The 24,056-nt window shown below is 61.9% G+C and carries 23 protein-coding genes; 16 read left to right on the top strand and 7 right to left on the bottom strand.

Features of this window, described 5'->3' with window-relative positions; translation table 11 throughout:
- Window positions 1–82: 82 nt before the first annotated feature.
- The gene (locus tag AC27VO_RS13210; protein WP_488667177.1) at window positions 83–2,659 is read left to right on the top strand and encodes a chemotaxis protein CheW; all 2,577 of its coding nucleotides are present in this window, start codon (window positions 83–85) and stop codon (window positions 2,657–2,659) included.
- A gap of 25 nt (window positions 2,660–2,684) precedes the next feature.
- On the opposite strand, the gene AC27VO_RS13205 is transcribed toward AC27VO_RS13210, so the two are convergent.
- The 3 genes from AC27VO_RS13205 to AC27VO_RS13195 all read right to left on the bottom strand — a co-directional run bounded on the left by AC27VO_RS13205 (window position 2,685) and on the right by AC27VO_RS13195 (window position 6,434).
- Window positions 2,685–4,109 carry an MFS transporter gene (locus AC27VO_RS13205; protein ID WP_488667176.1) on the bottom strand — a complete coding sequence of 475 codons (1,425 nt, stop codon included), beginning with the start codon at window positions 4,107–4,109 and terminating at the stop codon, window positions 2,685–2,687.
- 99 nt (window positions 4,110–4,208) lie between these two features.
- Window positions 4,209–5,468 (bottom strand): NADP-dependent isocitrate dehydrogenase, encoded by a 1,260-nt coding sequence (icd, locus tag AC27VO_RS13200; RefSeq protein ID WP_488667175.1) that lies wholly within the window; start codon window positions 5,466–5,468, stop codon window positions 4,209–4,211.
- 81 nt (window positions 5,469–5,549) lie between these two features.
- Window positions 5,550–6,434 (bottom strand): LysR family transcriptional regulator, encoded by an 885-nt coding sequence (locus AC27VO_RS13195; RefSeq protein WP_488667174.1) that lies wholly within the window; start codon window positions 6,432–6,434, stop codon window positions 5,550–5,552.
- A gap of 344 nt (window positions 6,435–6,778) precedes the next feature.
- On the opposite strand from AC27VO_RS13195, the gene AC27VO_RS13190 reads away from it, so the two are divergent.
- The 5 genes from AC27VO_RS13190 (at window position 6,779) to AC27VO_RS13170 (ending at window position 11,102) form a co-directional block, all read left to right on the top strand.
- Entirely contained in the window at window positions 6,779–7,429 is a 651-nt protein-coding gene (locus tag AC27VO_RS13190; protein ID WP_488667173.1) for a cysteine hydrolase family protein, read from the top strand.
- 25 nt (window positions 7,430–7,454) lie between these two features.
- Window positions 7,455–8,414 carry a Bug family tripartite tricarboxylate transporter substrate binding protein gene (locus tag AC27VO_RS13185; RefSeq protein WP_488667172.1) on the top strand — a complete coding sequence of 320 codons (960 nt, stop codon included), beginning with the start codon at window positions 7,455–7,457 and terminating at the stop codon, window positions 8,412–8,414.
- 115 nt (window positions 8,415–8,529) lie between these two features.
- Entirely contained in the window at window positions 8,530–9,951 is a 1,422-nt protein-coding gene (locus tag AC27VO_RS13180; RefSeq protein ID WP_488667171.1) for an MFS transporter, read from the top strand.
- 8 nt (window positions 9,952–9,959) lie between these two features.
- Window positions 9,960–10,448, top strand: coding sequence for a DUF192 domain-containing protein (locus AC27VO_RS13175; RefSeq protein WP_488667170.1), 489 nt, complete (start codon window positions 9,960–9,962; stop codon window positions 10,446–10,448).
- 381 nt (window positions 10,449–10,829) lie between these two features.
- Window positions 10,830–11,102: a hypothetical protein gene (locus tag AC27VO_RS13170; RefSeq protein ID WP_488667169.1), complete on the top strand. Its 273-nt coding sequence runs from the start codon at window positions 10,830–10,832 to the stop codon at window positions 11,100–11,102.
- Window positions 11,103–11,285: 183 nt separating this feature from the next.
- Here the strand turns inward: AC27VO_RS13170 and AC27VO_RS13165 are convergent, their stop codons facing one another.
- The 3 genes from AC27VO_RS13165 to xseA all read right to left on the bottom strand — a co-directional run bounded on the left by AC27VO_RS13165 (window position 11,286) and on the right by xseA (window position 16,006).
- Entirely contained in the window at window positions 11,286–13,520 is a 2,235-nt protein-coding gene (locus tag AC27VO_RS13165; RefSeq protein WP_488667168.1) for an NADP-dependent isocitrate dehydrogenase, read from the bottom strand.
- A gap of 361 nt (window positions 13,521–13,881) precedes the next feature.
- A complete protein-coding gene (locus tag AC27VO_RS13160; protein ID WP_488667167.1) occupies window positions 13,882–14,466 on the bottom strand; it encodes a superoxide dismutase in 585 nt (194 codons plus the stop codon).
- 223 nt (window positions 14,467–14,689) lie between these two features.
- Window positions 14,690–16,006, bottom strand: a complete 1,317-nt coding sequence (gene xseA, locus AC27VO_RS13155) for an exodeoxyribonuclease VII large subunit (protein WP_488667166.1) — start codon at window positions 16,004–16,006, stop codon at window positions 14,690–14,692.
- A gap of 178 nt (window positions 16,007–16,184) precedes the next feature.
- On the opposite strand from xseA, the gene AC27VO_RS13150 reads away from it, so the two are divergent.
- The 6 genes from AC27VO_RS13150 (at window position 16,185) to adk (ending at window position 20,334) form a co-directional block, all read left to right on the top strand.
- Window positions 16,185–16,817, top strand: a complete 633-nt coding sequence (locus AC27VO_RS13150) for a MotA/TolQ/ExbB proton channel family protein (protein ID WP_488667165.1) — start codon at window positions 16,185–16,187, stop codon at window positions 16,815–16,817.
- 21 nt (window positions 16,818–16,838) lie between these two features.
- On the top strand, window positions 16,839–17,267 hold the full coding sequence (locus tag AC27VO_RS13145) for an ExbD/TolR family protein (RefSeq protein WP_488667209.1): 429 nt from the start codon (window positions 16,839–16,841) through the stop codon (window positions 17,265–17,267).
- 9 nt (window positions 17,268–17,276) lie between these two features.
- On the top strand, window positions 17,277–18,302 hold the full coding sequence (lpxK, locus tag AC27VO_RS13140) for a tetraacyldisaccharide 4'-kinase (RefSeq protein ID WP_488667164.1): 1,026 nt from the start codon (window positions 17,277–17,279) through the stop codon (window positions 18,300–18,302).
- Between the two features lie 22 nt (window positions 18,303–18,324).
- Window positions 18,325–18,507 (top strand): Trm112 family protein, encoded by a 183-nt coding sequence (locus AC27VO_RS13135; RefSeq protein ID WP_488667163.1) that lies wholly within the window; start codon window positions 18,325–18,327, stop codon window positions 18,505–18,507.
- Between the two features lie 5 nt (window positions 18,508–18,512).
- Window positions 18,513–19,274 carry a 3-deoxy-manno-octulosonate cytidylyltransferase gene (gene kdsB / locus AC27VO_RS13130; RefSeq protein WP_488667162.1) on the top strand — a complete coding sequence of 254 codons (762 nt, stop codon included), beginning with the start codon at window positions 18,513–18,515 and terminating at the stop codon, window positions 19,272–19,274.
- 403 nt (window positions 19,275–19,677) lie between these two features.
- Window positions 19,678–20,334: an adenylate kinase gene (adk, locus tag AC27VO_RS13125; RefSeq protein WP_488667161.1), complete on the top strand. Its 657-nt coding sequence runs from the start codon at window positions 19,678–19,680 to the stop codon at window positions 20,332–20,334.
- Window positions 20,335–20,444: 110 nt separating this feature from the next.
- Here the strand turns inward: adk and AC27VO_RS13120 are convergent, their stop codons facing one another.
- Window positions 20,445–21,395 carry an asparaginase gene (locus AC27VO_RS13120; protein WP_488667160.1) on the bottom strand — a complete coding sequence of 317 codons (951 nt, stop codon included), beginning with the start codon at window positions 21,393–21,395 and terminating at the stop codon, window positions 20,445–20,447.
- Window positions 21,396–21,474: 79 nt separating this feature from the next.
- Between AC27VO_RS13120 and lexA the strand changes: the two genes are divergently transcribed.
- The 4 genes from lexA to AC27VO_RS13100 all read left to right on the top strand — a co-directional run bounded on the left by lexA (window position 21,475) and on the right by AC27VO_RS13100 (window position 24,055).
- Window positions 21,475–22,146 (top strand): transcriptional repressor LexA, encoded by a 672-nt coding sequence (gene lexA / locus AC27VO_RS13115; protein WP_488667159.1) that lies wholly within the window; start codon window positions 21,475–21,477, stop codon window positions 22,144–22,146.
- Window positions 22,147–22,246: 100 nt separating this feature from the next.
- Window positions 22,247–22,513 (top strand): hypothetical protein, encoded by a 267-nt coding sequence (locus tag AC27VO_RS13110; protein WP_488667158.1) that lies wholly within the window; start codon window positions 22,247–22,249, stop codon window positions 22,511–22,513.
- A 90-nt stretch (window positions 22,514–22,603) separates the two neighbouring features.
- Window positions 22,604–22,822 carry a hypothetical protein gene (locus AC27VO_RS13105; RefSeq protein WP_488667157.1) on the top strand — a complete coding sequence of 73 codons (219 nt, stop codon included), beginning with the start codon at window positions 22,604–22,606 and terminating at the stop codon, window positions 22,820–22,822.
- 231 nt (window positions 22,823–23,053) lie between these two features.
- Window positions 23,054–24,055 (top strand): D-2-hydroxyacid dehydrogenase family protein, encoded by a 1,002-nt coding sequence (locus tag AC27VO_RS13100; protein ID WP_488667156.1) that lies wholly within the window; start codon window positions 23,054–23,056, stop codon window positions 24,053–24,055.
- The last annotated feature ends 1 nt before the right edge of the window (window position 24,056 follow it).

Here is a 24,056-nt window from a genome sequence, read left to right as displayed (position 1 = left end):
CCCAGCTCTTGCTAACACCCAGTTACAACAAGAGCTGGTCATTTCCCGATCATCGGCCAGCTCACTCTTACAGGGGGTAGACATGGCCAGTGACACCGAGATCCATATTGATACCTTCATCCCCTATATGCGGGATGTGGCGCGCTGTGAGCGTTCCTTGCATGAGCTCAACCTCATGTGGCGCCTGATTGAGTCGTCGGCCAAGATGCATTGCGCAGAAGAGGCCCACAGCATGCTGCCCATGATGGCGGCCACGCGCGAAGGCTTTCAGCGCCTGGAAAAAGACCTGGTGCATTCGATGGTGGCCGAGTCCGTCTCGCAGGTGATGTCCGAGATTGCCACCTGTGCGCACCATGTGATCGACATCTTCGTGCGCAACCTCTACGAGCGCACAGCCGATGTGGGCTTTTTAGGCACCGACCTGACACTGTGCAACCACCTGGCAGGCCTGAGCGATCAGCCAGGCATCATCGAACGCCTGCGCGAGTACCAGCGCAAGTACACGGTCTATGACGAGATCATGCTGCTGGACACCGTCGGCACGGTGGTCGCGCAGATCGATGAAACCTCGCCCGTGGACGGCTCGCGTGACCCCTTGCTGGCCCAAACGCTGGAGAGCACGGGCTTTGTCGAGACCTTCCGCCACACCAGCTTGCGCCCCCACAAAGACCAGGCCCTGCTCTACACACAGCGCATGCTGCACCCCCACACCGGCCAGCCCTGCGGCGTGCTGTGCCTGTCGTTTGATTTTCTGGGCGAGATGGCGGGCATCTTTGCCGGCAGCAGCGCGGCCGAGGGGCGCAGCGTGGCGCTGCTGCTCAACGCACACGATTGCGTGCTGGCCAGCAGCGATGCGCACTGGATTGCACCGGGCACCAAGGTGCCTACCAACCAAAATGGGGCGACGCAGCTCTACACCCACTCGGGGCGCACCTATCTGGTGCAAACCGTGGCGGCCAGTGCCTACCAGGGCTACCCGGGGCCCGCTGGCTGGAAAGGCCAGGTGATGATTCCGATTGAGCAGGCCTTCGGCACCAAAATCATGCGCTGCGTGGACAGCTTGCCCACCGAAGTGGCGCAAGGCCTGCTGTCGCACGCCAAAAACTTTTGCCCGCCGCTGTACGACATCATCCAGGCAGCCGACTCCATCCGTCGTGTGGTGTGGAACGGCCAGGTCATGACAGCCGGGCAGCGCGGTGGCTCCAGCCGCTTGAAATCGGTGCTGGAGCAAATCGGCGAGACCGGCGCGCGTACCAACCAGGTGTTCACCCAGTCCATCCGCGACCTGTACGACACCGTGCTCAGTGCGGGCCTGCGCGACAGCCAGTCGCTGACGCAATTGCTGGTCGACCTGCTGGACCGCAACCTCTACGAACGCGCCAATGACTGCCGCTGGTGGGCGCTCTCGCCCGTGCTGCGCCAGCTGCTCACCCAGGCCCACCACCACGGCGCCCCCAGTGCGCCGCTGCTGGAACAGGCATGCCGGGTGCTGGAGCACATCAACAGCCTCTATACCGTCTACATCCGCCTGATGGTGTATGACCGCGAGGGCCGCATTCTCTGTGCCAGCCACCCGCAGCTGGCCGATGGCAGCAGCGTGCTGAGCCAGCACATTGACAGCGCCAGCCTGCAAGCCGTGCTGCGCCTGAGCGACAGCCAGTCCTACCACGTCAGCCCCTGGACGGCCGAGCACGCCGGGGCAGAAGGCGCCACCTACATCTACCACGCCCCCATTCGCAGCGACGATGCCCACGAGAGCACGGTGGGCGGCATTGCGATTGTGTTCAACGCCATCCCCGAGTTGCAGGCCATGCTGACCAGCGCGCTGGTCGGCAAGCCCAAAACCCGCGCCCTGTATGTGAACCGCCAGGGCCTGGTGCTGGCCAGCACAGACCCCGCTGCACCACCCGGCAGCACCCTGGCGCTGCCCGATGAGGAGTTGCTGCAGGTGCAGCAAGGTGCCAGCCGCGCCGTGATTGCCGTGCACCACGATGCGTACTGCATTCTGGGCGCCAGCGTCTGCCGTGGCTACCGCGAGTTCAAGACCAGCGATGGCTACAGCGACGATGTGCTGGCCATTTCCCTGGAATCGTTTGGGGATGTCGAGCGCGGCAACCACACACTGGGCAGCGCCAGCCACGCACTGCAGGCGTCCAACAGCGCCGTCCAAGGCATTGAGATGGCCACCTTCTATGTGGGCGCCCAGCTGTTTGCGCTGCATGCCGAATCGGTGCTGGAGGCCCTGCCCGCCTCGGCCATCAACCCGGTCTCTGCCGGGCGGCTGCCCTACTGCGTGGGCACGCTGGCACGCCACACCCAGGGCCAGCTCACTGGCTACGTCTGGGTGTTTGATCTGGCGCAGTTGCTGATCGGGCAAGCCAGCCCCATCACCGAGCAAAGCCAGGTGGTGGTGCTGGAGCACGGCGAGCGCAAGCTGGGGCTGCTGGTGGGTGCGCTGCACGGCGTGCACCACTTCCCCAATGAGAGCATCATCCCCGCGCCCACCATGGCCGGGGGGCCAGAATTACTGGTCAACGAGCTGATCAAAGCCAACCAGGGTGCCCTGCTGGTGCAGTGCATCCATCCGCAGGGTCTGCTCAACGCCCTGCAGCGCAAGCCGACTGAAGCCACCGTACAGCCACCCGCCATGCTGAGCTAAACAGCATGGGCTGCGTCAACCCTCTTCAGCGTTTGCCAGGCTGCGCCACGGGCGTGTGGCGCAGCCCGCTGAAGCACGCGGCCATCAGCGCCATACCACCCGCCAGCCACAGCGTGCGCTGCTCGGCCAGGCCTTCGGCGCCGGGCCACAGCACAAAAGCACCGGCCAGGCACACCGCGCCCAGGCCCTGGCCCACATGGCGTGCGGCGCCCAGCATGCCGCTGGCTGCGCCGCTGCGGTAGACAGGGGCCGAAGTCACAATCGTGTGGTTGTTGGGCGACTGAAACATCGCAAAACCCGCGCCACACAGTGCCATGCGCCAGGCAATGTCCCAGCCTGCCGCCCCCAGGGGCAGCATGGCCAGCGCCCACAGGCCTGCAGCAAACAGCACCATTCCCATGGCGCCCAAGCGCCCGGCGGGAATGCGGCCAATCTTGCGCCCCACCAAGGGCGCCACCACGGCCAGCGCCAGCGGCCAGGCACTGATGAGCAAACCCGCTTGCCCGGTGCCCACCCCATGCGTTTCAATCAGCAAGAACGGCATGGCCAAGAACGCCATGGTCTGGGCACTGAAAGCCCCGATCGAAGCCCCCATGGACAGCCTGAACACGGGAATGCGCAGCAAATCCAGCGGCAGCATGGGCCGTGCCTGGGGCTTTTGGCGGCGCACATACAGCCAGCCTGCGCCCCCGCCCAGTACCAGCCACACGGCAATCCAGCGCCAGTCGCTGCCGGCCTGGTAGTGGCTGATACGGTCCAGCGCCAGAAAAATTGCGCCAAACATGGCGATGTTGAGCAGCACATCCCACCACGACAGGCCATAGTCATCGGCGGACTGGGCGGGCCTGGGCAGCGCCTTCAAGCCCAGCCAACACACCAACAGCGCCAGTGGCAGGTGCAAGCTGAACAGCCAGCGCCAGCCCACCTGCGACAGCACCGCGGCCGCCAGCACGGGGCCCATCACCATGCTCAGCGCCACCACCATGGAATTCATGGCCATGCCCTGCCCCAGCTTGCTGCGCGGGTAAATCTGGCGCACCAGCGCGCCGTTCACACTCAGCGCCCCAGCCATGCCCATGCCCTGCAAGGCACGGGCTGCGATCAGCCACGGCAGCGAAGGTGCCAGTGCGGCCATCACGCTGGACAGGCCAAACACCAGCATGCCCCACAGGTACACGCGCTTGTAACCCAGCTGGTCGCCCAGCGCGGCCAGTGGCAACAACAGCACCAAAGAAGCAATCTGGTTGGCGTTCACCACCCACAGGGTATAAGCCGGGTCAATGGCGAACTGCCGCGCCATTTGCGGCAGCGCCAGGTTCAGCATGGTGCTGTCGAGCACGCAAATCATCAGGCCGCACAAGATCACGGCCATGGCCAGCTTGCGCGCCCGCCCCTGCATGCCATCCGCCACGGACGACGGGGTGGCTGCAGCAATATCCGAAACACTCATATTCAATAGCTAACAGCGCTTGCTATACAAGCGCTAGAGCCCAATTAGGGCATAAAAAAACCCCGCAACGTGCGGCGGGGTACAGACAGCACGCAAGGCTTACAGGTGCTGGATGACGACGTTGCCAAAGCCCGAGCAGGACACCTGGGTGGCGCCATCCATCAGGCGCGCAAAGTCGTAGGTGACTTTCTTGCTCTGAATGGCTTGCTCCATGGCGGCAATGATGCGGTCTGCCGCCTCGAACCAACCCATGTGGCGCAGCATCATCTCGCCGCACAAAATCATGGAGCCGGGGTTCACATAGTCCTTGCCCGCATATTTGGGCGCCGTGCCGTGCGTGGCTTCAAACACCGCCACCGATGCCGACATATTGGCCCCCGGCGCAATGCCGATACCGCCAATTTGCGCTGCCACCGCATCCGAGATGTAGTCGCCATTCAAGTTCATGGTGGCAATCACGCTGTACTCGGCGGGGCGCAGCAGCACCTGCTGCAGAAATGCATCGGTGATGCTGTCCTTGATGGTGATGCGCTGGCCGGTTTTGGGGCTGAGCAGCTCCACCCAGGGGCCGCCGTCGATCAGCACGCCACCAAACTCGTTGAGCGCCACCTCATAGCCCCAGTCACGGAAAGCACCTTCCGTGAATTTCATGATGTTGCCCTTGTGCACCAGCGTGACCGACGGCTTGTCATGGTCGATGGCGTACTGGATGGCCTGGCGCACCAGGCGCTGCGTGCCCTCTTTGGACACGGGCTTGATGCCCAGGCCTGAGGTCTCGGGGAAACGAATCTTGTCGATACCCAGCTCATCGCGCAAAAACGCCATCAGCTTGCGGGCCTTGTCGCTGCCTGCGGCAAACTCAATGCCTGCGTAGATGTCTTCGGAGTTCTCGCGGAAAACCACCATATTGGTTTTCTCGGGCTCACGCACGGGCGAAGGCACACCCTGAAAGTAACGCATGGGTCGCAGGCAGACGTACAGATCCAGCTCCTGGCGCAGCGCCACGTTCAGCGAACGAATACCGCCGCCCACAGGCGTATTGAGCGGGCCTTTGATGGAGACGCTGTAGTCGCGCACGGCGGCCACGGTTTCCTCAGGCAGCCACACATCGGGCCCATAGACACGCGTGGCTTTCTGACCGGCATACACCTCCATCCACTGAATCTGGCGCGCGCCGCCATAGGCCTTGGCCACGACAGCATCCACCACCTTGCGCATCACGGGCGTGACGTCCACACCTACGCCATCGCCTTCAATGAAGGGAATGATTGGCTGCAGCGGCACGTTCAGCGACATGTCTGCGTTGACGGTGATCTTCTCGCCTTGCGCGGGAATGTGGATGTGAGTTTGAGTTGTCATCAGAAAAACCTTCGCTTGTCTCTGCATCATTTTAGGAGGGTGTGCGCCGTGCACCAGTCCATGAGCGACAAGCACAACACCCTACGCGCTCTCTGGAGCGCAGCCAGGCAACTGTAGCAGTGCCTCGCACATGGCTTTGATTTTGCGATTTTCCGCATCATCGTGCCGCGTCAATACCGCGTATTGCATGGTGGGGCCCATCGCCCCCAGCGGCATGACCCGCACCGCGTCCATTTTCAGTATCCGGGGGTCTGCGATCTGCAGCACGGCCACACCCAGCCCCAGGCCCACCATCGACACAATCGCTGAGACGTTGTCGAACTCCATTTCGGCCTGCCCCAGCCCATGGACGTCGCGCAAATACGCCGCTGCCAACCCACCGCTGGTGGTGCTGCGGTCATAGGCGATCACCCGGTAGCGCTGCAGACAATGCGCCACATCCCCCTGCGCATCGGGCGGCGCCACCAGCACAAACGGCGTGCGCATCAAGGGCTGCCAGTGCAGCCCACGGCTGAGTGCATCCTGCGCGGGCTGTGCCAGCACCGCCACATCCACTTCGCCGGCACGCACCAGCTGCTGCAGCTGCTTGCTTTTGCCGCGCAGTACCTGCACGGCCAGTTGCGGGTAATGCGCCGCCAGGTATGCCAGTGCCAAGGGCAGCAGCCGCGGCTGCAAGCTGTCTAGCATGCCCAGCCGTACAGTGCCCTGCACCACGAGGCTACTGCGCTGGCGCATGGCATCGATCTGCGCCAGAAAAGCGGCGGCAGCACTGTTGACCTCCTGTGCCAGGGGGCGCACGCGCACGCTGTGGCTGGAGCGGTCAAACAGCACCACGCCCATGAAGGCCTCCAGCTGTTTCATCTGCATGCTGACAGCACCTGGCGTCAGGTGCAGCTGCTGTGCGGCCTTGGCCATGGAGCCCGTGGCCAGCACGGCCTGCAAGGTGTGGAATGTTTCAAGCTTCATGCGCGTGGTCGCTGCCGGGATCAAGGATGCACCTGAACAAGCAGGATCCAAGCCAGTCTGAACCACTTTGGCGCAACACCTGCCCGTGGGCGCACCAGCAAGTGCCACGCCGTGTACCTGCTGCAGTGCACCCAGGCACTGTGCACGCCACCTTCCCCCGCAGCCACCACACCACAGGCTGACCACGCAGCCACGGAAATTCAAGCACTTAGCCCATCGAATGCGCGCCCAAGGCGGGGGCATCAATTATTTTTAATTCAATGTGATTTTTATTGCTCTCATGTTGATAGCACCTGGCACGGCAATTGCACAAACTCTGCATTCACACCACCAGGGCTCTGGCCATGAAAACCATCAACAACATTAGCTTTTTGGACCAAATACCCGAAATGATTCAACCGGAGCACACGGCATTATTGGTCGTCGATGTGCAAAATGATTTTTACCACCCCGATGGGCTGTATGCCCAAAACGGTAAAAACATGGCATCGACCTATGCCAGCTTGCCCGGCATTATCGAGATGGTGCAACTGGCACAGCAGAAAAACATCCTGACGATTTTTCTGCAGCAAATTACCTTACCCAATGGAAAAAGCGATTCCCCCTCGTGGATGCGCTTGAAATGCCGTGATGGAAAAAATCCGGCCTACACCCTGAAAAACAGCTGGGGCGCGCAGCTTTCCGAGGGTTTGAATCCCACCGATAACGATGTGGTGATTGAGAAATTCCGCTCGGATGCATTTGTCAAAACCCAGCTGGATGCGGTTTTGGATACCCAGGGCATTAAAACCCTGGTGGTCATTGGAACTTCCACCGAAGGTTGTGTGGAATCCAGTATTCGCGGCGCTTCTTACCATGATTATTACGTGGTGGCCGTGGAAGATTTGATTTGCAGCACCAACCCGGCATTACACGACGGCTCTATGGCATTTGTGAAAGCCCGTTATCCCGTGTGCCAGGCAGCAGATATTCGTGCCATTTGGAATCCAGCCTAAAACCCATTATTCAGGACCTGCCACCATGTTCAAAAAAATTACGCCCTGGTTCGCCGCATTTTGCTTGACCCTGCCTGCCGCCGCACACGCCACCTACCCTGACAAGCCCGTGCGCCTGGTGGTGGGCTTTTCTCCCGGCGGCCCCACCGATATTGCCGCCCGCCTGGTGGCCAAACACCTGGGCCAGGATTTGCAGCAGCCCTTTGTGATCGACAACAAAGCCGGTGCTGGCGGCAATCTGGCCACCATCGAAACCGCCAAAAGCACCGGCGATGGCTATACCGGCATGGTGACGGGCATGAACCTCACCATCAACCCATATATGACGCAGGGGCTGAAGGTCGACTCCCAAAAAGACTTTGCCCCGGTGCGCGTTTTTGCCACCTCCCCCACGATCTTGGTGGTGCGCAAGGACTTCCCGGCCAACAACTTTGCCGAGTTCGTACAAACGCTTAAGCAGAACCCTGCCAAGTACAACGCTTCCGCCCAAGGCGCCTCGCCGGTGCTGGCCATTCAGCTGTTCAAAACCAGCACCCAGACGGAAATCGCCTCCATCCCCTACAAGGGCGCAGCCCCGGCCATGGTGGATCTGGTGGCCGGCCATGTGGACCTGTCGTTTGCCTCGCTGGGCTCGGTCATGCCGCATATCCAAAGCGGCAAGGTCAAAGCCCTGGCCATCGCCGCCCCCCAGCGCCACAAAGACCTGCCGCAGGTGCAGACGTTCTCTGAAGTCGGCATGCCGGACTTCCGCTTTGACTCCTGGGTCGGCCTGCTCTACCCCAAGGGCACGCCTGCGGACGTGCTGCACAAAGTCGATGCTTCGCTGGGCAAGCTGGTGGGCACCCCTGAGTTTGCCGCCGCGCTGGACAAGGCCGGGATGGAGCCTGTGCTGAACGGCAGCCCCGCCTCGTTCAAGCAGCTGATCCGCGAGGAAATGCAGCTCTACCAAAAGCTGTCCGAAAGCCTGCCCCAGCAAGCCCTCTGAGTTTCCTCTGGGCCTTCACGGGCCTTTGGTGAAGGTGCCTGCGGGCATCTTCACTTTTTTTATGTTTGTGCCACGGCCAGCCGCGCGTACGCGCACCTGGCCCTGTTTTGTTTGCATGTCCTGCTCTTCTTCTACCGCCCCCCTTCCCGCCGATGGCCTGCACGGTGCACGCCGCCTGTGGGCGGTCTGCACCATCGTTTGCGGTCTGTTCATGTGTGTGGCCGACACCACCATGCTGAACATCGCTTTGCCCACCATCAGTGATGATCTCGGTATTGACCCCGCGCATGCGCTGTGGATCGTCAATGCCGGGCAAATCATTCCGCTGATGGTGCTGTTCCCGCTATCCGCCCTGGGGGACAAGCTGGGCTACCCGCGCATTTACCTGTGCGGCATTGCCTTGTTTGGCCTGGCCAGTGTGCTGGCCCTTTGCGCTCCCAGCCTTCCATGGCTGGTGGCTGCACGCGCTGTTCAGGGGCTGGCCGTGGCAGCGGTACTCAGCGTCAACACCGCCTTGGTGCGGCAAATCTACCCGCGCGCGCTGCTGGGGCGCGGGATTGCACTGAACTCCATGGTCAGCGCCATCAGCACCGTCAGCGGCCCGCTGATTGGCGCTGCCATTCTGAGCTGGGCACCTTCGTGGCGCATGCTGTTTGCGCTGCACCTGCCTCTAGCCCTGGCCATTGTGGCACTGGGCTGGCACGTGCTGCCCCGTGCCCACCACCGCCGCCCAGGCGATAAGACCCACACCTTGTCAGCGTGTGATGTGCTGCTCAATATGGGCATGTTTGGCGGCATGTTCATGGCGCTGGACCGCCTCACCCATACCACCACGGCCACGCACGCCTTGCTGGCCTTGCCATGGCTGGGCCTGGCGCTGCTGTGTGGCTGGTGCTATGTGCGCCGCCAGCGCACACACACCCAGCCCATGCTGCCACTGGATTTGATGCGCCAGCGCATCTATCAGCTGTCTATTGGGGCCTCAGTCTCGGCTTTTGCCGCGCAGACCATGGCTTTCCTGGCGCTGCCGTTCGCGCTGGTGCAGGCACAGGGCTTGAGCGTGGCCCAGCTGGGCACGGTTTTGACAGCCTGGCCACTGGCCCTGGCCTTCACAGCCCCCTGGGTCGGCCGCGCAATTGGCCGCGTGCCATCGGCCCTGCTGGGCGCTGCCGGCATGCTGCTGATGGCGGCTGGGCTGGCCGCCATGGCGGCCTTGCCTGCGCAGGCCAGCATGCTGGACATGGCCTGGCGCTTGGCGCTGTGCGGCGCGGGGTTTGGACTGTTCCAGTCACCCAACAACCACACGTTTGTTACTACGGCACCGGCGCACCGCAGTGGTGCTGCCAGCGGGCTGATGGGGTCCTCGCGCCACGCTGGGCAGTGTGCCGGGGCACTGTGCCTGAGCGCCTGCTTTGTATTGACCCCCAGCCATGGCGCCACCGTAGCCCTGTGGCTGAGCGCTGGCTGGGCCGTGCTGGCGGCGCTGAGCAGTTTCTGGCGACAGCGCTACACCGCACACCCGCTGCAGCACCTATGATGGCTGCCATGCAGACCCTGTTGCCCTCTCTCCTTCGCCACCGCCTGGCCGCCATGGCCTGTGTGCTGTGCAGCACCACCGCCAGCCTCAGCCATGCCCAGCCGCCCGAGGCCCCACAGCTGAACTTGCCGCGCGTTGAACTGCGTGCAGGCATGTACCGCATCGACACCCAGGTGGCCACCCGCTTTCACGAGCGCCAAACCGGACTGATGCACCGCAGCGCCATGCCCCAGCACGAAGGCATGCTGTTTGCGTTTGAGGAGCCCGGGGTGCAGTGTTTCTGGATGAAGAACACGCTGATTCCGCTCACCGCCGCTTTTGTGGCCGATGACGGCACGATTGTGAATCTGGCAGACATGCAGCCGCTGGACGAAGCCTCACACTGCTCGGCCAAGCCCGTGCGTTTTGTGCTGGAGATGAACCAGGGCTGGTTCAAGGCCAAAAACATCCAGGCGGGCGCCAAACTCAGCGGCGCACCGTTTCAAGCCAAACCCTGAATGCCGACCTGCGTGCCGCACTCTGGGTGGCACGCAGCGTGCGAAGCACCGGGCTGATTCTGGCCATACGGCCCATACGATCCTCGCAGCGCATGCCCCGTGTTTGTTTGCACCCCTGCAGCCAGCACTACCGCGCATTGGGCACAACAAGCTGGCAGTCGCTTTCAAGAGCCCGCAGTGCCTGCCCTAACCTGCAAAGGTGCTGGCAAGCCCTAAAGCCAGGCCACCACCCATCACCCAGCACACGAAAGAGCGCGCCGTACTGGCCAGGCTATGGCCTTGCTTGGTGCGTGCCCCTGCGCAGAGGAGCCAGCACGCTGACAAGAAAATGAAACCGATCAACATAAGAATGATTGCTATTTACTCAAATACAATGTTCAGATGAACGCATCTTCACCAGCAGACCAACCCCGCATCAAATCCTGGACGGGCCTGTGCCTTGGCGTGCTCGCCGCTGGGCTGAATATCTACGCTTTCGCTGACGACCGTGCGTTGCACAGCTTGTTGGCGGCACTGGCTTTCTTGGCCTTTGCTTATCCGTGGAGCCAGATCGTTGGCTTTACCAAACCTGCGGTCATGACGCGCACCACCACCGCACTGACGTATGTGGCGCTGGCATTGCTACTGGTCTCTTTGCTGCTGCGCTTCATGTAGTTGCGCCATGCAGGGCGGCCTCTCGACCGCGCATTCCTGCAAATCATTCCATAAAAAAAGAGCTGCAAGCGCTGGGTGGATAAGGCTTTGATAGAGTTTTCACCTTCAAAGCCCGTTCAACCCGGCGCTTGCAGCTCTTTTTTTTGAAAGCCCGCTCCCCTCAGGCAGCGGGCTTTGTCACATTCAGGCCAGCGATGCGATCGCGGCGTTGAAGGTGGCGCTGGGGCGCATCACAGCGTCCAGCTTGGCCAGCACGGGCTGGTAGTAACCGCCGATGTCGGCGGCCTTGCCTTGCACGGCGTTCAGCTCAGCCACGATCTTGGCTTCGTTGTCCGCCAAGGTCTTGGCCAAAGGCGCGAACTTGGCAGCCAGGGCTGCGTCGTCGGTCTGCGCTGCCAAGGCTTGTGCCCAGTACAGCGACAGATAGAACTGCGAGCCACGGTTGTCGATCTGGCCGACCTTGCGCGAAGGCGACTTGTTTTCGTCCAGCAGTTTGCCTGTGGCTTGGTCCAGCGTCTTGGCCAGCAGCTTGGCAGGCACGTTGCCGTTCTTGATGCCCATGTCTTCCAGCGACACGGCCAGCGCCAGGAATTCACCCAGCGAGTCCCAGCGCAGGAAGTTCTCTTCCACCAGCTGTTGCACGTGCTTGGGGGCCGAGCCGCCCGCGCCGGTTTCGTACATGCCGCCACCTGCCATCAAAGGCACGATGGAGAGCATCTTGGCCGAGGTGCCCAGTTCCATGATGGGGAACAGGTCGGTCAGGTAGTCGCGCAGGATGTTGCCGGTGACCGAGATGGTGTCCAGACCGCGTGCGACGCGCTCCAAAGTGAAACGCATGGCGCGCACTTGGCTCATGATCTGGATGTCCAGACCCGTGGTGTCGTGGTCCTTCAGGTACTTTTGCACCTTCTTGATCAGCTCGGCTTCGTGCGGACGGTAGGCGTCCAGCCAGAAAATCGCGGGCATGCCGGAGTTGCGGGCACGGGTCACGGCCAGCTTCACCCAGTCACGGATTGGAGCGTCCTTGACCTGGCACATGCGCCAGATGTCACCGGCTTCCACGTTCTGTGTCAGCAGCACTTCGCCGGTGGTGATGTCCACGATATTGGCCACGCCAGCTTCCGCCAGTTCGTAGGTCTTGTCGTGCGAGCCGTACTCTTCGGCCTTTTGCGCCATCAAACCCACGTTGGGCACGGTGCCCATGGTGCGGGGGTCGAAGTTGCCGTGCCACTTGCAGAAATTGATCATTTCTTGGTAGATACGGGCAAAGGTCGACTCAGGCATCACGGCCTTGCAGTCGTAAGGCTTGCCATCAGCACCCCACATCTTGCCGCCTTGGCGAATCATGGCGGGCATGGAAGCGTCCACGATCACGTCATTGGGCGAGTGGAAGTTGGTGATGCCCTTGGCCGAGTCCACCATGGCCAGCGCAGGACGGTGTTCCTGGCAGGCGTGCAGATCACGGATGATTTCTTCGCGCTTGGAAGCTGGCAGGGTCTCGATCTTTTCGTAGAGCGTCGACATGCCGTTGTTCACGTTCACGCCCAGCTCGTCAAACAGCTTGCCGTGCTTCTCGAACGCTTCCTTGTAATAGATCTTCACGCAGTGACCGAACACGATGGGGTGCGAGACCTTCATCATGGTGGCCTTGACGTGCAGCGAGAACAAGATGCCCGCTTCCTTGCAGTCGTCCAGTTCCTTTTCGTAGAAGTCGCACAGCGCCTTCTTGCTCATGAACATGGAGTCGATGATCTCGCCGTCTTTCAGCGCTACCTTTTCCTTGAGCACCACGGTCTTGCCCGATGCGGTCTCCAGCACCATCTTCACATCACGTGCCTTGTGCAGGGTGATGGACTTTTCGCCGTGGTAGAAGTCGCCTTCGTGCATGTGGGAGACGTGGGTCTGCGACCACTGCTTCCACTCACCCATGGAGTGGGGGTTCTTCTTGGCGAAGTTCTTGACCGCAGCCGGTGCGCGGCGGTCCGAGTTGCCTTCGCGCAGCACGGGGTTCACAGCCGAGCCCAGGCACTTGGAGTAGCGTGCCTTGATGGCCTTGTCGGCGTCGGTGGTGGGGTTCTCTGGGAAGTCAGGGATGGCGTAGCCCTTGCCCTGCAGTTCCTTGATGGCTGCCATCAGCTGGGCCACGGAAGCCGAGATGTTGGGCAGCTTGATGATGTTGGCTTCGGGAGTCAGAGTCAGCTTGCCCAGCTCGGCCAGGGTGTTGGGCACGCGCTGTGCTTCGGGCAACATGTCGCTGAACTCGCCCAGGATACGGGCGGCTACGGAGATGTCGCTGGTCTCGACATTCACGCCGGCAGTGGAAGCGAAAGCTTGCACCACGGGCAGGAAAGCGCTGGTCGCCAGACGGGGAGCTTCATCCGTCAGGGTGTAGATGATGGTGGATTGCTGAGTTGTCATCTCTTGCTTTTGGCTCGATGGATTGCTGGGATGTGGATAGGCAGTACAAATCGCCTGCTCCCGACCGGGTTGCCCGCTGCGGTGCACGCGCTTGCACGGTGCTCAGAGCAACCGCCAGAAATTTCGCATGCGTGAAGCAGACTTCCACTATGCAAAATTCTAACCGTTGATCCGCCCTTTTTATCAACTCTTCTACAAGAGTTAATCAAAAACTCTTCTATAAGACTTGATTGACGCAAGCCATGTTTAGTGCTTGCAGCCCACAATCTACCAGCGCACCCAAAGAAAAACCCGCGGGCTTTCACCAGCGGGTTTGACCGTCGTCACGTTATGCGATGACAGCTACACGTCAGACACTGCCTTAGGCAGCGAAGTTGCTTTCGGCAAACTTCCAGTTCACCAGCTTGTCAAAGAATGTTTCGACAAACTTGGGACGTGCATTGCGGTAGTCGATGTAGTACGCGTGTTCCCACACGTCCACAGTCAGCAGGGCCTTGTCGGCGGTGGTCAGGGGGGTGCCAGCAGCGCCCATGTTGACGATGTCCACCGAGCCATCGGCCTTCTTGACCAGCCATGTCCAGCCGGAGCCAAAGTTGCCCACGGCGGAAGCCACGAACGCCTTCTTGAACTCGGCGTAGGAGCCCCACTTCTTGTTGATGGCGTCCGCCAGCGCGCCTGTAGGTTCTGCGCCGCCGTTGGGGGTCATGCAGTTCCAGAAGAAGGTGTGGTTCCAGATCTGTGCAGCCTGGTTGTAGATGCCACCGGAAGACTTCTTGATGACATCTTCCAGTTCCATGTTTTCGAATTCGGTACCCACTTGCAGCTCATTGAGCTTGACCACGTATGCGTTGTGGTGCTTGCCGTGGTGGAACTCCAGCGTTTCTTGGCTGTAGTGGGGAGCCAGCGCGTCGATGGCATAAGGCAATGCAGGCAGAGTGCGTTCCATGATGAATCCTCGTGGGTGGGTATAAAAATAGTTAGAAGCCCCGCACCGCACCGTGGCGGCGTGGCTGGCCATCCAAGCGTGTAGTTTGACGTGGCGCAAACCCCATGCTGTGTCAGCCATTGTAGGAAGAACGCAGGCAGATTGCAGCTAAAAACCTCAAGCCTTTTGCTATCAAAGGCAAAGCAACTGCGCAAAACGCTGCGGCCATCCGCCGCACGCCCGGCTACAGCAGCTTGGGCTGCGTCACGCTCACATCCAGCTGGCCGTCAGCCAGCACCGCTTTCAACGGGGTGCCCACGGGTGCCTGCCGGGCGCTGGTGACCACCTGCCCGTTGGGCGTGGTCAGCACGCTGTAGCCACGCTCGAGCACGCGCTGCGGATTCAGCAGCTCCAGGCGTACCCGCCACTGCTGCAGGCTTTGCTGCTGCTGGCTCAAGCGCCGCTGGGTTTTTTGAACGAAATCAGCCTGTAGCGCTTGATACACCTGCGCTTGCCGCTGCATTTTCATGAGTAATCCGTGCCGCGCTTGCTGACCCAGCTGTGCCAGGTGCAAACGCTGCTGCGCCATCTGCTGGCTGGGGCGCCCCAGGCGGTTGGCCGCCGCATCCAGGCGCTGACCTTGCCGATCCACCTGGCGCAGCAACGCATCCTGGATGCGGGAGTGCATGGCATCCAGACCGTCGAGCCACGCCTGGCGCGGCTGCGCCACCAGTTCAGCGGCCGCCGTGGGCGTGGGCGCGCGCAGGTCGGCACAAAAATCGGCAATGGTGAAATCGGTCTCGTGCCCCACCCCGCTGATCAGCGGCACCGGGCTTTGCACGATGGTGCGCGCAACCTGCTCGTCATTGAAGGCCCACAGGTCTTCCATGGAGCCGCCACCGCGCACCAGCAAGATCACGTCCACCGCAGGCACACCGGGCTCGCCCTGGCGCGCGGCCATGCCATACAGCTGCTGCAGCGCACGCACGATGGATGCCGGCGCCTCTGCGCCCTGCACCAACGCTGGCGCAATCAGCACCGGAATGTGCGGCACACGGCGGCGCAGTGCGGTGGCCACATCGTGCAAGGCGGCAGCCCCCAGCGACGTCACCACGCCAATGCCGCGCGGCATGACGGGCAGCGCGCGCTTGCGCTCGGGATCAAACAGCCCCTCGCCCTCGAGCTGCGCCTTCAGGCGCAAAAACTGCTCAAACCAGGCCCCTTGCCCGGCGCGCTGCAGGCTCTCCACAATCAGTTGCAGATCACCGCGCTGCTCATACACCCCCAGCTTGCCGCGCACTTCCACCAGCTCGCCGTCGCGCGGCGTGAAGTCCATGGCCATGGCAGCGCGGCGAAACATGGCACAGCGCAACTGGCCCGCGGCATCCTTGATGCTGAAGTAACAGTGGCCGCTGCCCGCACGGGAAAAGCCCGTGATCTCGCCGCGCACCGTCACTGGGTTGAAGCGCGCCTCCAGGCTGTCGGCAATGGCACGGCACAGCGCGCCGACATCCCACACGCGGGGTTTGCCCATGGAGGGGGTGGAATCAAAAAAAGACATGGATCAATAGCGCCACTCAAACAAGCACAGAAAGCCACAGCGCCCCACCAGCGCCTGCGCTGAAGCTGTGCCGCAGGCCGATTGCGCGCAAATCCAACGGTACAAACCGGGCGCAGCGCAGGCGCTGCGTAATAATGCGAGGCTGCAGACTCACAACACAAGCACGGGAGAAACGAAGTTGCTGTCGATCATACAGGCCGCTGGCTGGCCCATCTGGCCCCTTATTGCATGTTCCATCTTCGCTCTGGCACTGATTTTTGAGCGTTTTATTTCCCTCAAGACAGCCCGTGTTGCCCCACCCAAGTTGCTCGACGAAGCCATCTCTGTCTCCAAAGACCGCCTGCCCGGCAACGATGTGATTCAGCAGCTGGCCCAAAACAGCGCCCTGGGCGAAGTGCTGGCCAGCGGCATGCAACAGCTGACGGCCTACCCCCAAAGCAGCGAAGAAGACCTGCGCGCACGCATGGAGTCCACCGGCCGCGCCGTGGCCCACCGTCTGGAGAAATACCTGAGCGCCCTGGCCACCATCGCCTCGGCCGCCCCCTTGCTGGGGCTGCTGGGCACGGTGATCGGCATGATCGAGATTTTCGGCTCCCAGTCGGGCGCTGGTGCCATGGGCACGGGCAACCCCGGTCAGCTGGCGCACGGTATCTCGATTGCGCTGTACAACACCGCGTTTGGCCTGATCGTGGCCATTCCGGCGCTGATCTTCTGGAAGTACTTCCGCGCCCGTGTGGATGCCTATTTGCTGCAACTGGAGCTGGCCGGTGAGCAGTTTGTGCGCCACCTCAGCCGTCTGCGCAGCAAATAAAAAGCAAGGCGCACCATGGCCATGAATTTTCGCCCCCGCCGCGCTGAAGAGCCCGAGATCAATCTGATCCCGTTCATCGACGTGCTGCTGGTGGTGCTCATCTTCCTGATGCTCAGCACCACCTACAGCAAGTTCACCGAGCTGCAGCTGACACTGCCCACGGCCGATGCCGAGCAGATGCGCGATCGCCCCAAAGAGGTGATCGTCTCCATCGCGGCCGATGGCCGCTATGCGATCGATAAAAACCCGCTGGATGACCGCTCGGTCGATGCGATTGCCAGCGCACTGTCGGGCGCAGCACCCGCTGGTGGCAACAGCATTGTCATCATCAGCGCCGATGCCGCCGCCCCGCACCAGTCTGTGGTCTCGGCCATGGAAGCCGCGCGCCGCGCCGGGCTGACGCAAATCACCTTTGCCACGCAGTCTGCCGCCACCGCTGGCAAGAAATAAAGACCGCCCATGAGCAGCGCCCCCGCCCACCAGGGCACCGGCTCTGACCGCTTTCGCCAGCTCTGGCGCAGCCGCAGCCCCGCCGCTTGCGCCCTGCTGCCGTTGGCGGCGCTGTATGGCGCACTGTCCGGGCTGCAGCGCAAGCTCTACCAGTGGGGCCTGAAAAAAGCCCAGCACCCGGGCGTGCCCGTCATCGTGGTGGGCAATGTGATTGCTGGCGGCGCGGGCAAAACCCCGGTCACGCTGGCCACGGTGGCCCACCTGCAGGCACGCGGGCTGCAAGTGGGCATCATCTCGCGCGGCTACGGCCGCAGCAGCGACGATTGCCGGCAAGCCACACCCCAATCGCTGCCGCAAGATGTGGGCGACGAGCCCCTGCTCATGGCCCGCGCCAGCGGCGTGCCCGTGTTTGTGGCGCGCCAGCGCATCGATGCCGCGCGCGCCCTGCTGGCCGCCTACCCCGCCACCAATGTCCTGGTCTGCGACGACGGCCTGCAGCACCACGCCCTGGCACGCGATCTGGAGATTTGCGTTTTCAACAACGAAGGCATTGGCAACGGCTGGCTGCTGCCCGCCGGCCCGCTGCGCGAGGCGTGGCCTCGCCCGGTCACCGCCGTGCTGCACTCCGCCACCCAGCCACCTGCAGGCACGCCCGCCAGCACCCCCAGCTTTCAGCTCCAGCGCCAGCTGGCGCCGTACGCCGTCAACCGCGACGGGCAGCGCCTGCCCCTGCAGGATTTGCAGAGCCAGCCGCTGCACGCACTGGCGGCCATTGCCCGCCCCGAAGATTTTTTTGCCATGCTGCGCGCCCAGTCTCTGCAGCTGCAGAGCACGGAAGCCCTGCCCGATCACTACAATTTTGCAAGCTGGAAGCGCCCACTGGATAAGCGCTTGCAAGTGATTTGCACCGAAAAAGACGCCGCCAAACTCTGGCAAGTCATGCCCGAAGCCTGGGCCGTGCCCCTGCAACTGCAAGTGGATCCAGGCTATTTTGATCTGCTGGATGCGCGGCTGTGCCTATCATCCCCCCATTGAAGAACACCACCGGTACACCGTTATGGACCCCAAACTGCTTGAACTCTTGGTCTGCCCCGTCACCAAAGGCCCGCTGCGCTTTGACAAAGAGCGCCAAGAACTGATTTCCCACAGCGCCCGTCTGGCCTACCCCGTGCGCGACGGCATGCCCATCCTGCTGGAAAACGAAGCCCGCCCTCTGGAAAACAGCGAACTGGAAGGCTGATTGCCGTGCGCTTCACCGTCCTGATTCCCGCGCGCCTGGCCTCCAGCCGCCTGCCCAACAAGCCGCTGGCCGACATTGCGGGCCTGCCCATGGTGGTTCGCGTGGCGCAGCAAGCGCGCAAGAGCGCTGCCACCCACGTGGTGGTGGCCGCTGACAGCGCCGCCATCGTCGAGGCTTGCGCCGCGCACGGCATTGAGGCCGTGCTCACCCGTGTTGACCATCCCAGCGGCAGCGACCGCCTGGCCGAGGCCTGCACCCAACTGGGCCTGGATGGTGAGGACATGGTGGTCAATGTGCAGGGTGACGAGCCTTTGATTGACCCGGCACTGATCGACGCCGTCGCTGGCGTGCTGGCCAATGCGCCCAGCGCCAGCATGGGCACCGCCGCCCACCCAATTGCCAGCCGCGAAGACTATCTGAACCCCAATGTGGTCAAGGTGGTGTGCAACGCTGCCGGGCTGGCGCACTACTTCAGCCGCGCCCCCATTCCGTTTCACCGCGACCGCGCCAGCGAACAGTGGTGGAGTGAAAACAGCGACTTTGCGCCGCTGCGCCACGTGGGTATATACGCGTACAAAGCGGGGTTTTTGCGCAGCTTTCCGCAGCTCAGCCCCGCCCCGACGGAGCAGGTGGAATCGCTGGAACAGCTGCGTGCGCTGTGGCATGGCCACCAGATTGCCGTGCACATCACACAACACGCACCCGGCGCGGGCGTGGATACACCGCAAGATCTGCAACGCGTGCGCGCCCTCTTTGGGCAGCCATAAAGCCTTGAATTTCAGTAATTTCTGAAAATTGCAAGAAAAATAAGAGCAGTTAGCGCTTGATTTCGCTGGGTTTCAATGGCCTTCGACATTGAACCGTAGCAAATACAAGCGCTAGCTGCTCTTTTTTTAGCAATGCGCTGCGCACAGTCTTGTACAAGAGATGCCGCAGTCTTATCAGCACCACCCGTTTTGCGCATAACGGGCAAGCACTCTGAGCCGCCGCTGTCAAGCGACCCACGTCGCAATAAAAAAACTGCGGCGCTACCATGTGCTGCGCGCGTTGTAAGTCCAAAACAAGGGCGTGCATGCTATCCTTGAACGGATATCGAGCGGTTGCCGCCTGCTTTTTCTCTCGCAAGAAAAGCCCCGCTCCGCCAAGAATTTCTACATTTCGAGGATCTCCATGAAACTGATTTTGTTGGGCGCTCCCGGCGCCGGCAAAGGCACGCAAGCCACTTTCATCTGCCAGAAGTTCGGCATTCCCCAAATCTCCACCGGCGACATGCTGCGCGCAGCCGTCAAGGCTGGCACGCCCCTGGGCCTGCAAGCCAAGGCCGTGATGGATGCGGGCCAGCTGGTCAGCGACGACCTGATCATCAACCTGGTCAAGGAACGCATTGCCCAGCCCGACTGCGCACAAGGCTTCCTGTTTGACGGCTTCCCCCGCACCATCCCCCAAGCCGACGCCATGAAGGCCGCCGGCGTGGATCTGGACTATGTGCTGGAAATCGACGTGCCGTTCGATGCCATCATCGAACGCATGAGCGGCCGCCGCAGCCACCCCGCTTCGGGCCGCACCTACCACGTCAAGTTCAACCCACCCAAGGTGGAAGGCAAGGACGACGTGACCGGTGAAGAGCTGGTGCAGCGCGCTGACGACCAAGAAGAAACCGTCAAGAAGCGCCTGGACGTCTACAGCAACCAGACACGCCCTCTGGTCGACTACTACCAAGCCTGGGCGCAGCAAGAGCCCGCCAAGGCCCCCAAGTACCGCGCTATCAGCGGCATGGGTTCGGTGGACGAAATCACTGCACGTGCTTTCCAGGCTTTGAGCGCATAAACACTGCGGTCATAGCTCACAAAAAAGCTGCCCTCGAGGCAGCTTTTTTTATGAGCATCGGCAGCGCAGCCGCTGCACACACGCCCTACGCCCCCAGCGCACCCAAGCGTTCAGGCGCTCTGAGCCAGCAGCGCCAGTATCAGGCTGATACGCGCCTTGACCGGGCTGAGCGTGCTGACGCTGGCATCCTCCTGGCCATCGGCCTGCACAATCTGCCCCTGCTCACAGCGCGTGGTGCGCCACACCACCACACCTTGCACCACCGCACGGTGCAGCGCCTGCATCAGCGCCTGGTGCACCGATCCATTGCCGGTGCCGGCCACCACCAGCCCCTTCACCCCAGCGGTCACCAGCACATCCACCAGCTCCGACCGGGCAGCGGCCGTGCTGGTCACCAGCTCCACCCAGGGCCACTGCGCCGCATCGGCCTGCCACAGCGCTGCAGGCAAGGCTTCGCTGGCAGGCATACCCGCCAGCGTCTGTGCCCAGCGCACCCGCCCTTCTTCCACCCACGCAGCAGGCCCCTGGGCACCGGAAGAAAATGCGTTCACACGATAAGGATGCACCTTGCGCAGCCATTGCGCGCTGTGCACCTCGCCCGCGGCTACCACCCACACCCCGGCTGCACCTTGCGCCACAGCCATCACCGCATCGCGCAGATTGGCGGGCCCATCGGCCGACAAGGCGGTCGCCGGGCGCATGGCACACGTCAGCACCACCGGCTTGGTCGGCTGCAGCACGCATTGCAAAAACCAGGCGGTTTCTTCCAGCGTGTCTGTGCCGTGCGTCACCACCAGCCCCGCCACCTCGTCCTGTGCCAGCCACTGGCTGCAGGCCAAGGCCAGTTGCTGCCAGGTGGCAATGTCCATGTCCTTGCTGTCCAGCTGGGCCACCTGCTCAGCCTCCAGCGCAAAGTCCCCCTGCAGGCCCATGTGCGCCATGGGCTGTAGCAACTGCGCCACGCTGATCTGGGCGGCTTTGTAACCCACGCTTCCTCCCTGCGCGCTCCCCTGCCCGGCAATCGTGCCCCCGGTTCCCAAGATCACAATTTTTCTTGTCATAGGTACTTGCAGCCCTCACGAAACTGGTTAAAAATACAGGTACTGGATAAACAAACAGTTATCCCTAGCAAGGACAGGCATGGAGCACACCAACCTCACCCCCAGACAGCAGCAGATTCTGGATCTGATCCAGGAGGCCATCTCGCGCACCGGCGCACCGCCCACGCGCGCAGAAATTGCCCGCACCCTGGGCTTCAAATCCGCCAATGCCGCCGAAGAACACCTCAAGGCCCTGGCACGCAAAGGCGTGCTGGAGCTGGTCAGTGGCACTTCGCGCGGCATTCGCTTGGTCAGCGATACCGTGCGCCACATCAACGCAGCGCGCGGCACCCACTTTGACCTGCCAATGGCAGCCATGCAACCCCTTTTGCTGCCCCTGGTGGGCCGCGTGGCGGCTGGCTCTCCCATTTTGGCGCAAGAGCACATTGATCAAAGCTTTGCCGTCGAAACCAGCATGTTCGCCAGCAAGCCCGACTACCTGTTGCGCGTGCGCGGCATGTCCATGCGTGATGCCGGCATTCTGGATGGCGACCTGCTGGCCGTGCAATCCACACGTGAAGCGCGCAACGGCCAAATCGTTGTAGCCCGCCTAGGCGACGAAGTTACGGTCAAACGTCTGCGCAAGACCCCTGCAGGCATTGAACTGCTACCTGAAAACCCGGACTACCCGGTCATTGAAGTCAGCGATAGCGAGAATTTTGCGATTGAAGGCCTGGCCGTTGGCCTGATTCGCAACACCTTCCAGCTCTAAGCCACCCCACCCTCACCCACCTTGCCAATGCAGCCTTTTGTGCTGCAGGGATTGCTGTCGCCTTTTTTTGCTGCAATTTTTCATCCCGGAGGAAAAAGCCATGCGCCTTCTGCACTGCCCCCTGCCTTTGCCACAGATTGAGTCCACTGGCACGGTTCAAGCCAGCAACCAGACACCGTTCATCACACGCGCCCTGCAGCAGCACTGCCATGCAGTCAGCACAGGCAATGTACGCCTGATGCGCCGCCCCAAAGACGTGGACAGCCAGCGCTTTGCCCTGTCCGGCAAGTTGGCCGATGTGTGCGCTGCACTGGATGAGCTAGCAGCCCAGGAAACCCGCAATGCCCGTCGCGTGGCCATGCACTGACCGCCTGAGCGCACCACGCACCCGACTCAGCCTTTGGCTGACAAGAAATAGCGTCAACACAGCGGAATCACCTCCGCCATTTGCGGCACGATGCAAACAACAGAGCCCACCCACACCATCAGCGACACCACACCGGCAGGAGGATTTATGAGCGCAACGCCCAACTCCACATCACGCCAACCCACCTTGCCCAGCAGCGGCGGCCTGCTAGGACGCGGCTTTACCTATCGCACCGCAGAAAAAACCGATGTCCGCCTGACCTGGGAGCGCGCTAAAGCCACCTTGCCCCAGCTACCCAAGCCGGCTTGACCTTCAAAATGAGAGCTGTCCACGTAGCTCCCACAAGGCTTAGGGCGCCAAAAAATCCCCAATGTGGTGCATATCCATGCTGCACGGTTGCAACTGTCGCAGTTGCACACAACGATATGTGTAGAACCACATCCCATTCGCTTGCACGTATAGGACAATAGCTGCCAGGCTGCAGCACACACCCAGCATCTGGCACCTTTTTCTTGGCTGCAGCCAGCACGCTTAATGCCCATGAACATTGTCATCCTGGACGACTACCAAGACGCCGTCCGCAAACTGCAATGCGCCACGCAGCTGGACGGCTTCAATGCCAAAGTTTTTACCAACACCGTCAAAGGTGTGGGCCAGCTGGCTGTTCGCCTGCGGGATGCAGAAATCATTGTGCTGATCCGAGAACGTACCCCCATCCCGCGCCAGCTGATTGAAAAGCTTCCCAAGCTGCGCCTGATTGCACAAGTCGGCCGGGTTGGGCCACACATTGATGTGCAGGCCTGCACCGACCACGGAGTTGCGGTGGCAGAAGGTATCGGCTCACCCGTGGCTCCTGCAGAGCTGACCTGGGCACTCATCATGGCGGCCATGCGCCGTCTGCCACAGTACATTGCCAACCTCAAGCACGGCGCCTGGCAGCAGTCTGGCTTTAAAGCGGCGTCCATGCCACCCAACTTTGCCCTGGGCAGCGCATTGCGTGGCCGTACGCTGGGCATTTGGGGCTATGGCCGCATTGGGCAAATCGTTGCGGGCTATGGCCGCGCTTTCGGGATGCAGGTCATGATCTGGGGCAGCGAAGCTTCACGCCTGAAGGCGCAGCAAGATGGCTACCAGGCCGCCGAAAGCCAAGCCGCTTTCTTCACCCACAGCGACGTTCTGTCACTGCACCTGCGCCTGAACGAACACACCCAGCACATTGTGCAAAGCGCGGACCTGGCTTTGATGAAACCCACAGCCCTGCTGGTCAACACGGCACGCGCAGAATTGATTGCCCCGGATGCGCTGGCTGCCGGTTTGCAACAAGGTCGCCCGGGCCTAGCTGCCGTAGATGTCTTCGAGAGCGAGCCTATTTTGCAAGGCCAATCTCTGCTGCGTATGGAAAACTGCATCTGCACCCCGCATATCGGCTATGTGGAGCAAGACAGCTATGAGCTGTACTTTGGTGCAGCTTTTGACAACATCCACAGCTTTGTGGAAGGCACACCGCGCAACATCGTGAACCCACAGGCTCTGCAGCGCTAAA

Source organism: Comamonas sp. 14P8.1.4 (genome assembly GCF_057799285.1).
This window is presented reverse-complemented; position numbering and strand designations above follow the sequence as displayed.

Bases quoted from the DNA above. Each gene is read 5' to 3' on its own strand.
- adk (WP_488667161.1), top strand. From the start codon at position 19,678: ATGAAACTGATTTTGTTGGGCGCTCCCGGCGCCGGCAAAGGCACGCAA.
- AC27VO_RS13210 (WP_488667177.1), top strand. From the start codon at position 83: ATGGCCAGTGACACCGAGATCCATATTGATACCTTCATCCCCTATATG.
- AC27VO_RS13120 (WP_488667160.1), bottom strand. From the start codon at position 21,395: ATGACAAGAAAAATTGTGATCTTGGGAACCGGGGGCACGATTGCCGGG.
- lexA (WP_488667159.1), top strand. From the start codon at position 21,475: ATGGAGCACACCAACCTCACCCCCAGACAGCAGCAGATTCTGGATCTG.
- AC27VO_RS13135 (WP_488667163.1), top strand. From the start codon at position 18,325: ATGGACCCCAAACTGCTTGAACTCTTGGTCTGCCCCGTCACCAAAGGC.
- AC27VO_RS13160 (WP_488667167.1), bottom strand. From the start codon at position 14,466: ATGGAACGCACTCTGCCTGCATTGCCTTATGCCATCGACGCGCTGGCT.
- AC27VO_RS13170 (WP_488667169.1), top strand. From the start codon at position 10,830: ATGAACGCATCTTCACCAGCAGACCAACCCCGCATCAAATCCTGGACG.
- AC27VO_RS13205 (WP_488667176.1), bottom strand. From the start codon at position 4,109: ATGAGTGTTTCGGATATTGCTGCAGCCACCCCGTCGTCCGTGGCGGAT.
- AC27VO_RS13105 (WP_488667157.1), top strand. From the start codon at position 22,604: ATGCAAACAACAGAGCCCACCCACACCATCAGCGACACCACACCGGCA.
- AC27VO_RS13100 (WP_488667156.1), top strand. From the start codon at position 23,054: ATGAACATTGTCATCCTGGACGACTACCAAGACGCCGTCCGCAAACTG.
- lpxK (WP_488667164.1), top strand. From the start codon at position 17,277: ATGAGCAGCGCCCCCGCCCACCAGGGCACCGGCTCTGACCGCTTTCGC.
- AC27VO_RS13190 (WP_488667173.1), top strand. From the start codon at position 6,779: ATGAAAACCATCAACAACATTAGCTTTTTGGACCAAATACCCGAAATG.
- xseA (WP_488667166.1), bottom strand. From the start codon at position 16,006: ATGTCTTTTTTTGATTCCACCCCCTCCATGGGCAAACCCCGCGTGTGG.
- AC27VO_RS13165 (WP_488667168.1), bottom strand. From the start codon at position 13,520: ATGACAACTCAGCAATCCACCATCATCTACACCCTGACGGATGAAGCT.
- AC27VO_RS13195 (WP_488667174.1), bottom strand. From the start codon at position 6,434: ATGAAGCTTGAAACATTCCACACCTTGCAGGCCGTGCTGGCCACGGGC.
- AC27VO_RS13175 (WP_488667170.1), top strand. From the start codon at position 9,960: ATGCAGACCCTGTTGCCCTCTCTCCTTCGCCACCGCCTGGCCGCCATG.
- AC27VO_RS13145 (WP_488667209.1), top strand. From the start codon at position 16,839: ATGAATTTTCGCCCCCGCCGCGCTGAAGAGCCCGAGATCAATCTGATC.
- AC27VO_RS13185 (WP_488667172.1), top strand. From the start codon at position 7,455: ATGTTCAAAAAAATTACGCCCTGGTTCGCCGCATTTTGCTTGACCCTG.
- AC27VO_RS13110 (WP_488667158.1), top strand. From the start codon at position 22,247: ATGCGCCTTCTGCACTGCCCCCTGCCTTTGCCACAGATTGAGTCCACT.
- icd (WP_488667175.1), bottom strand. From the start codon at position 5,468: ATGACAACTCAAACTCACATCCACATTCCCGCGCAAGGCGAGAAGATC.
- AC27VO_RS13180 (WP_488667171.1), top strand. From the start codon at position 8,530: ATGTCCTGCTCTTCTTCTACCGCCCCCCTTCCCGCCGATGGCCTGCAC.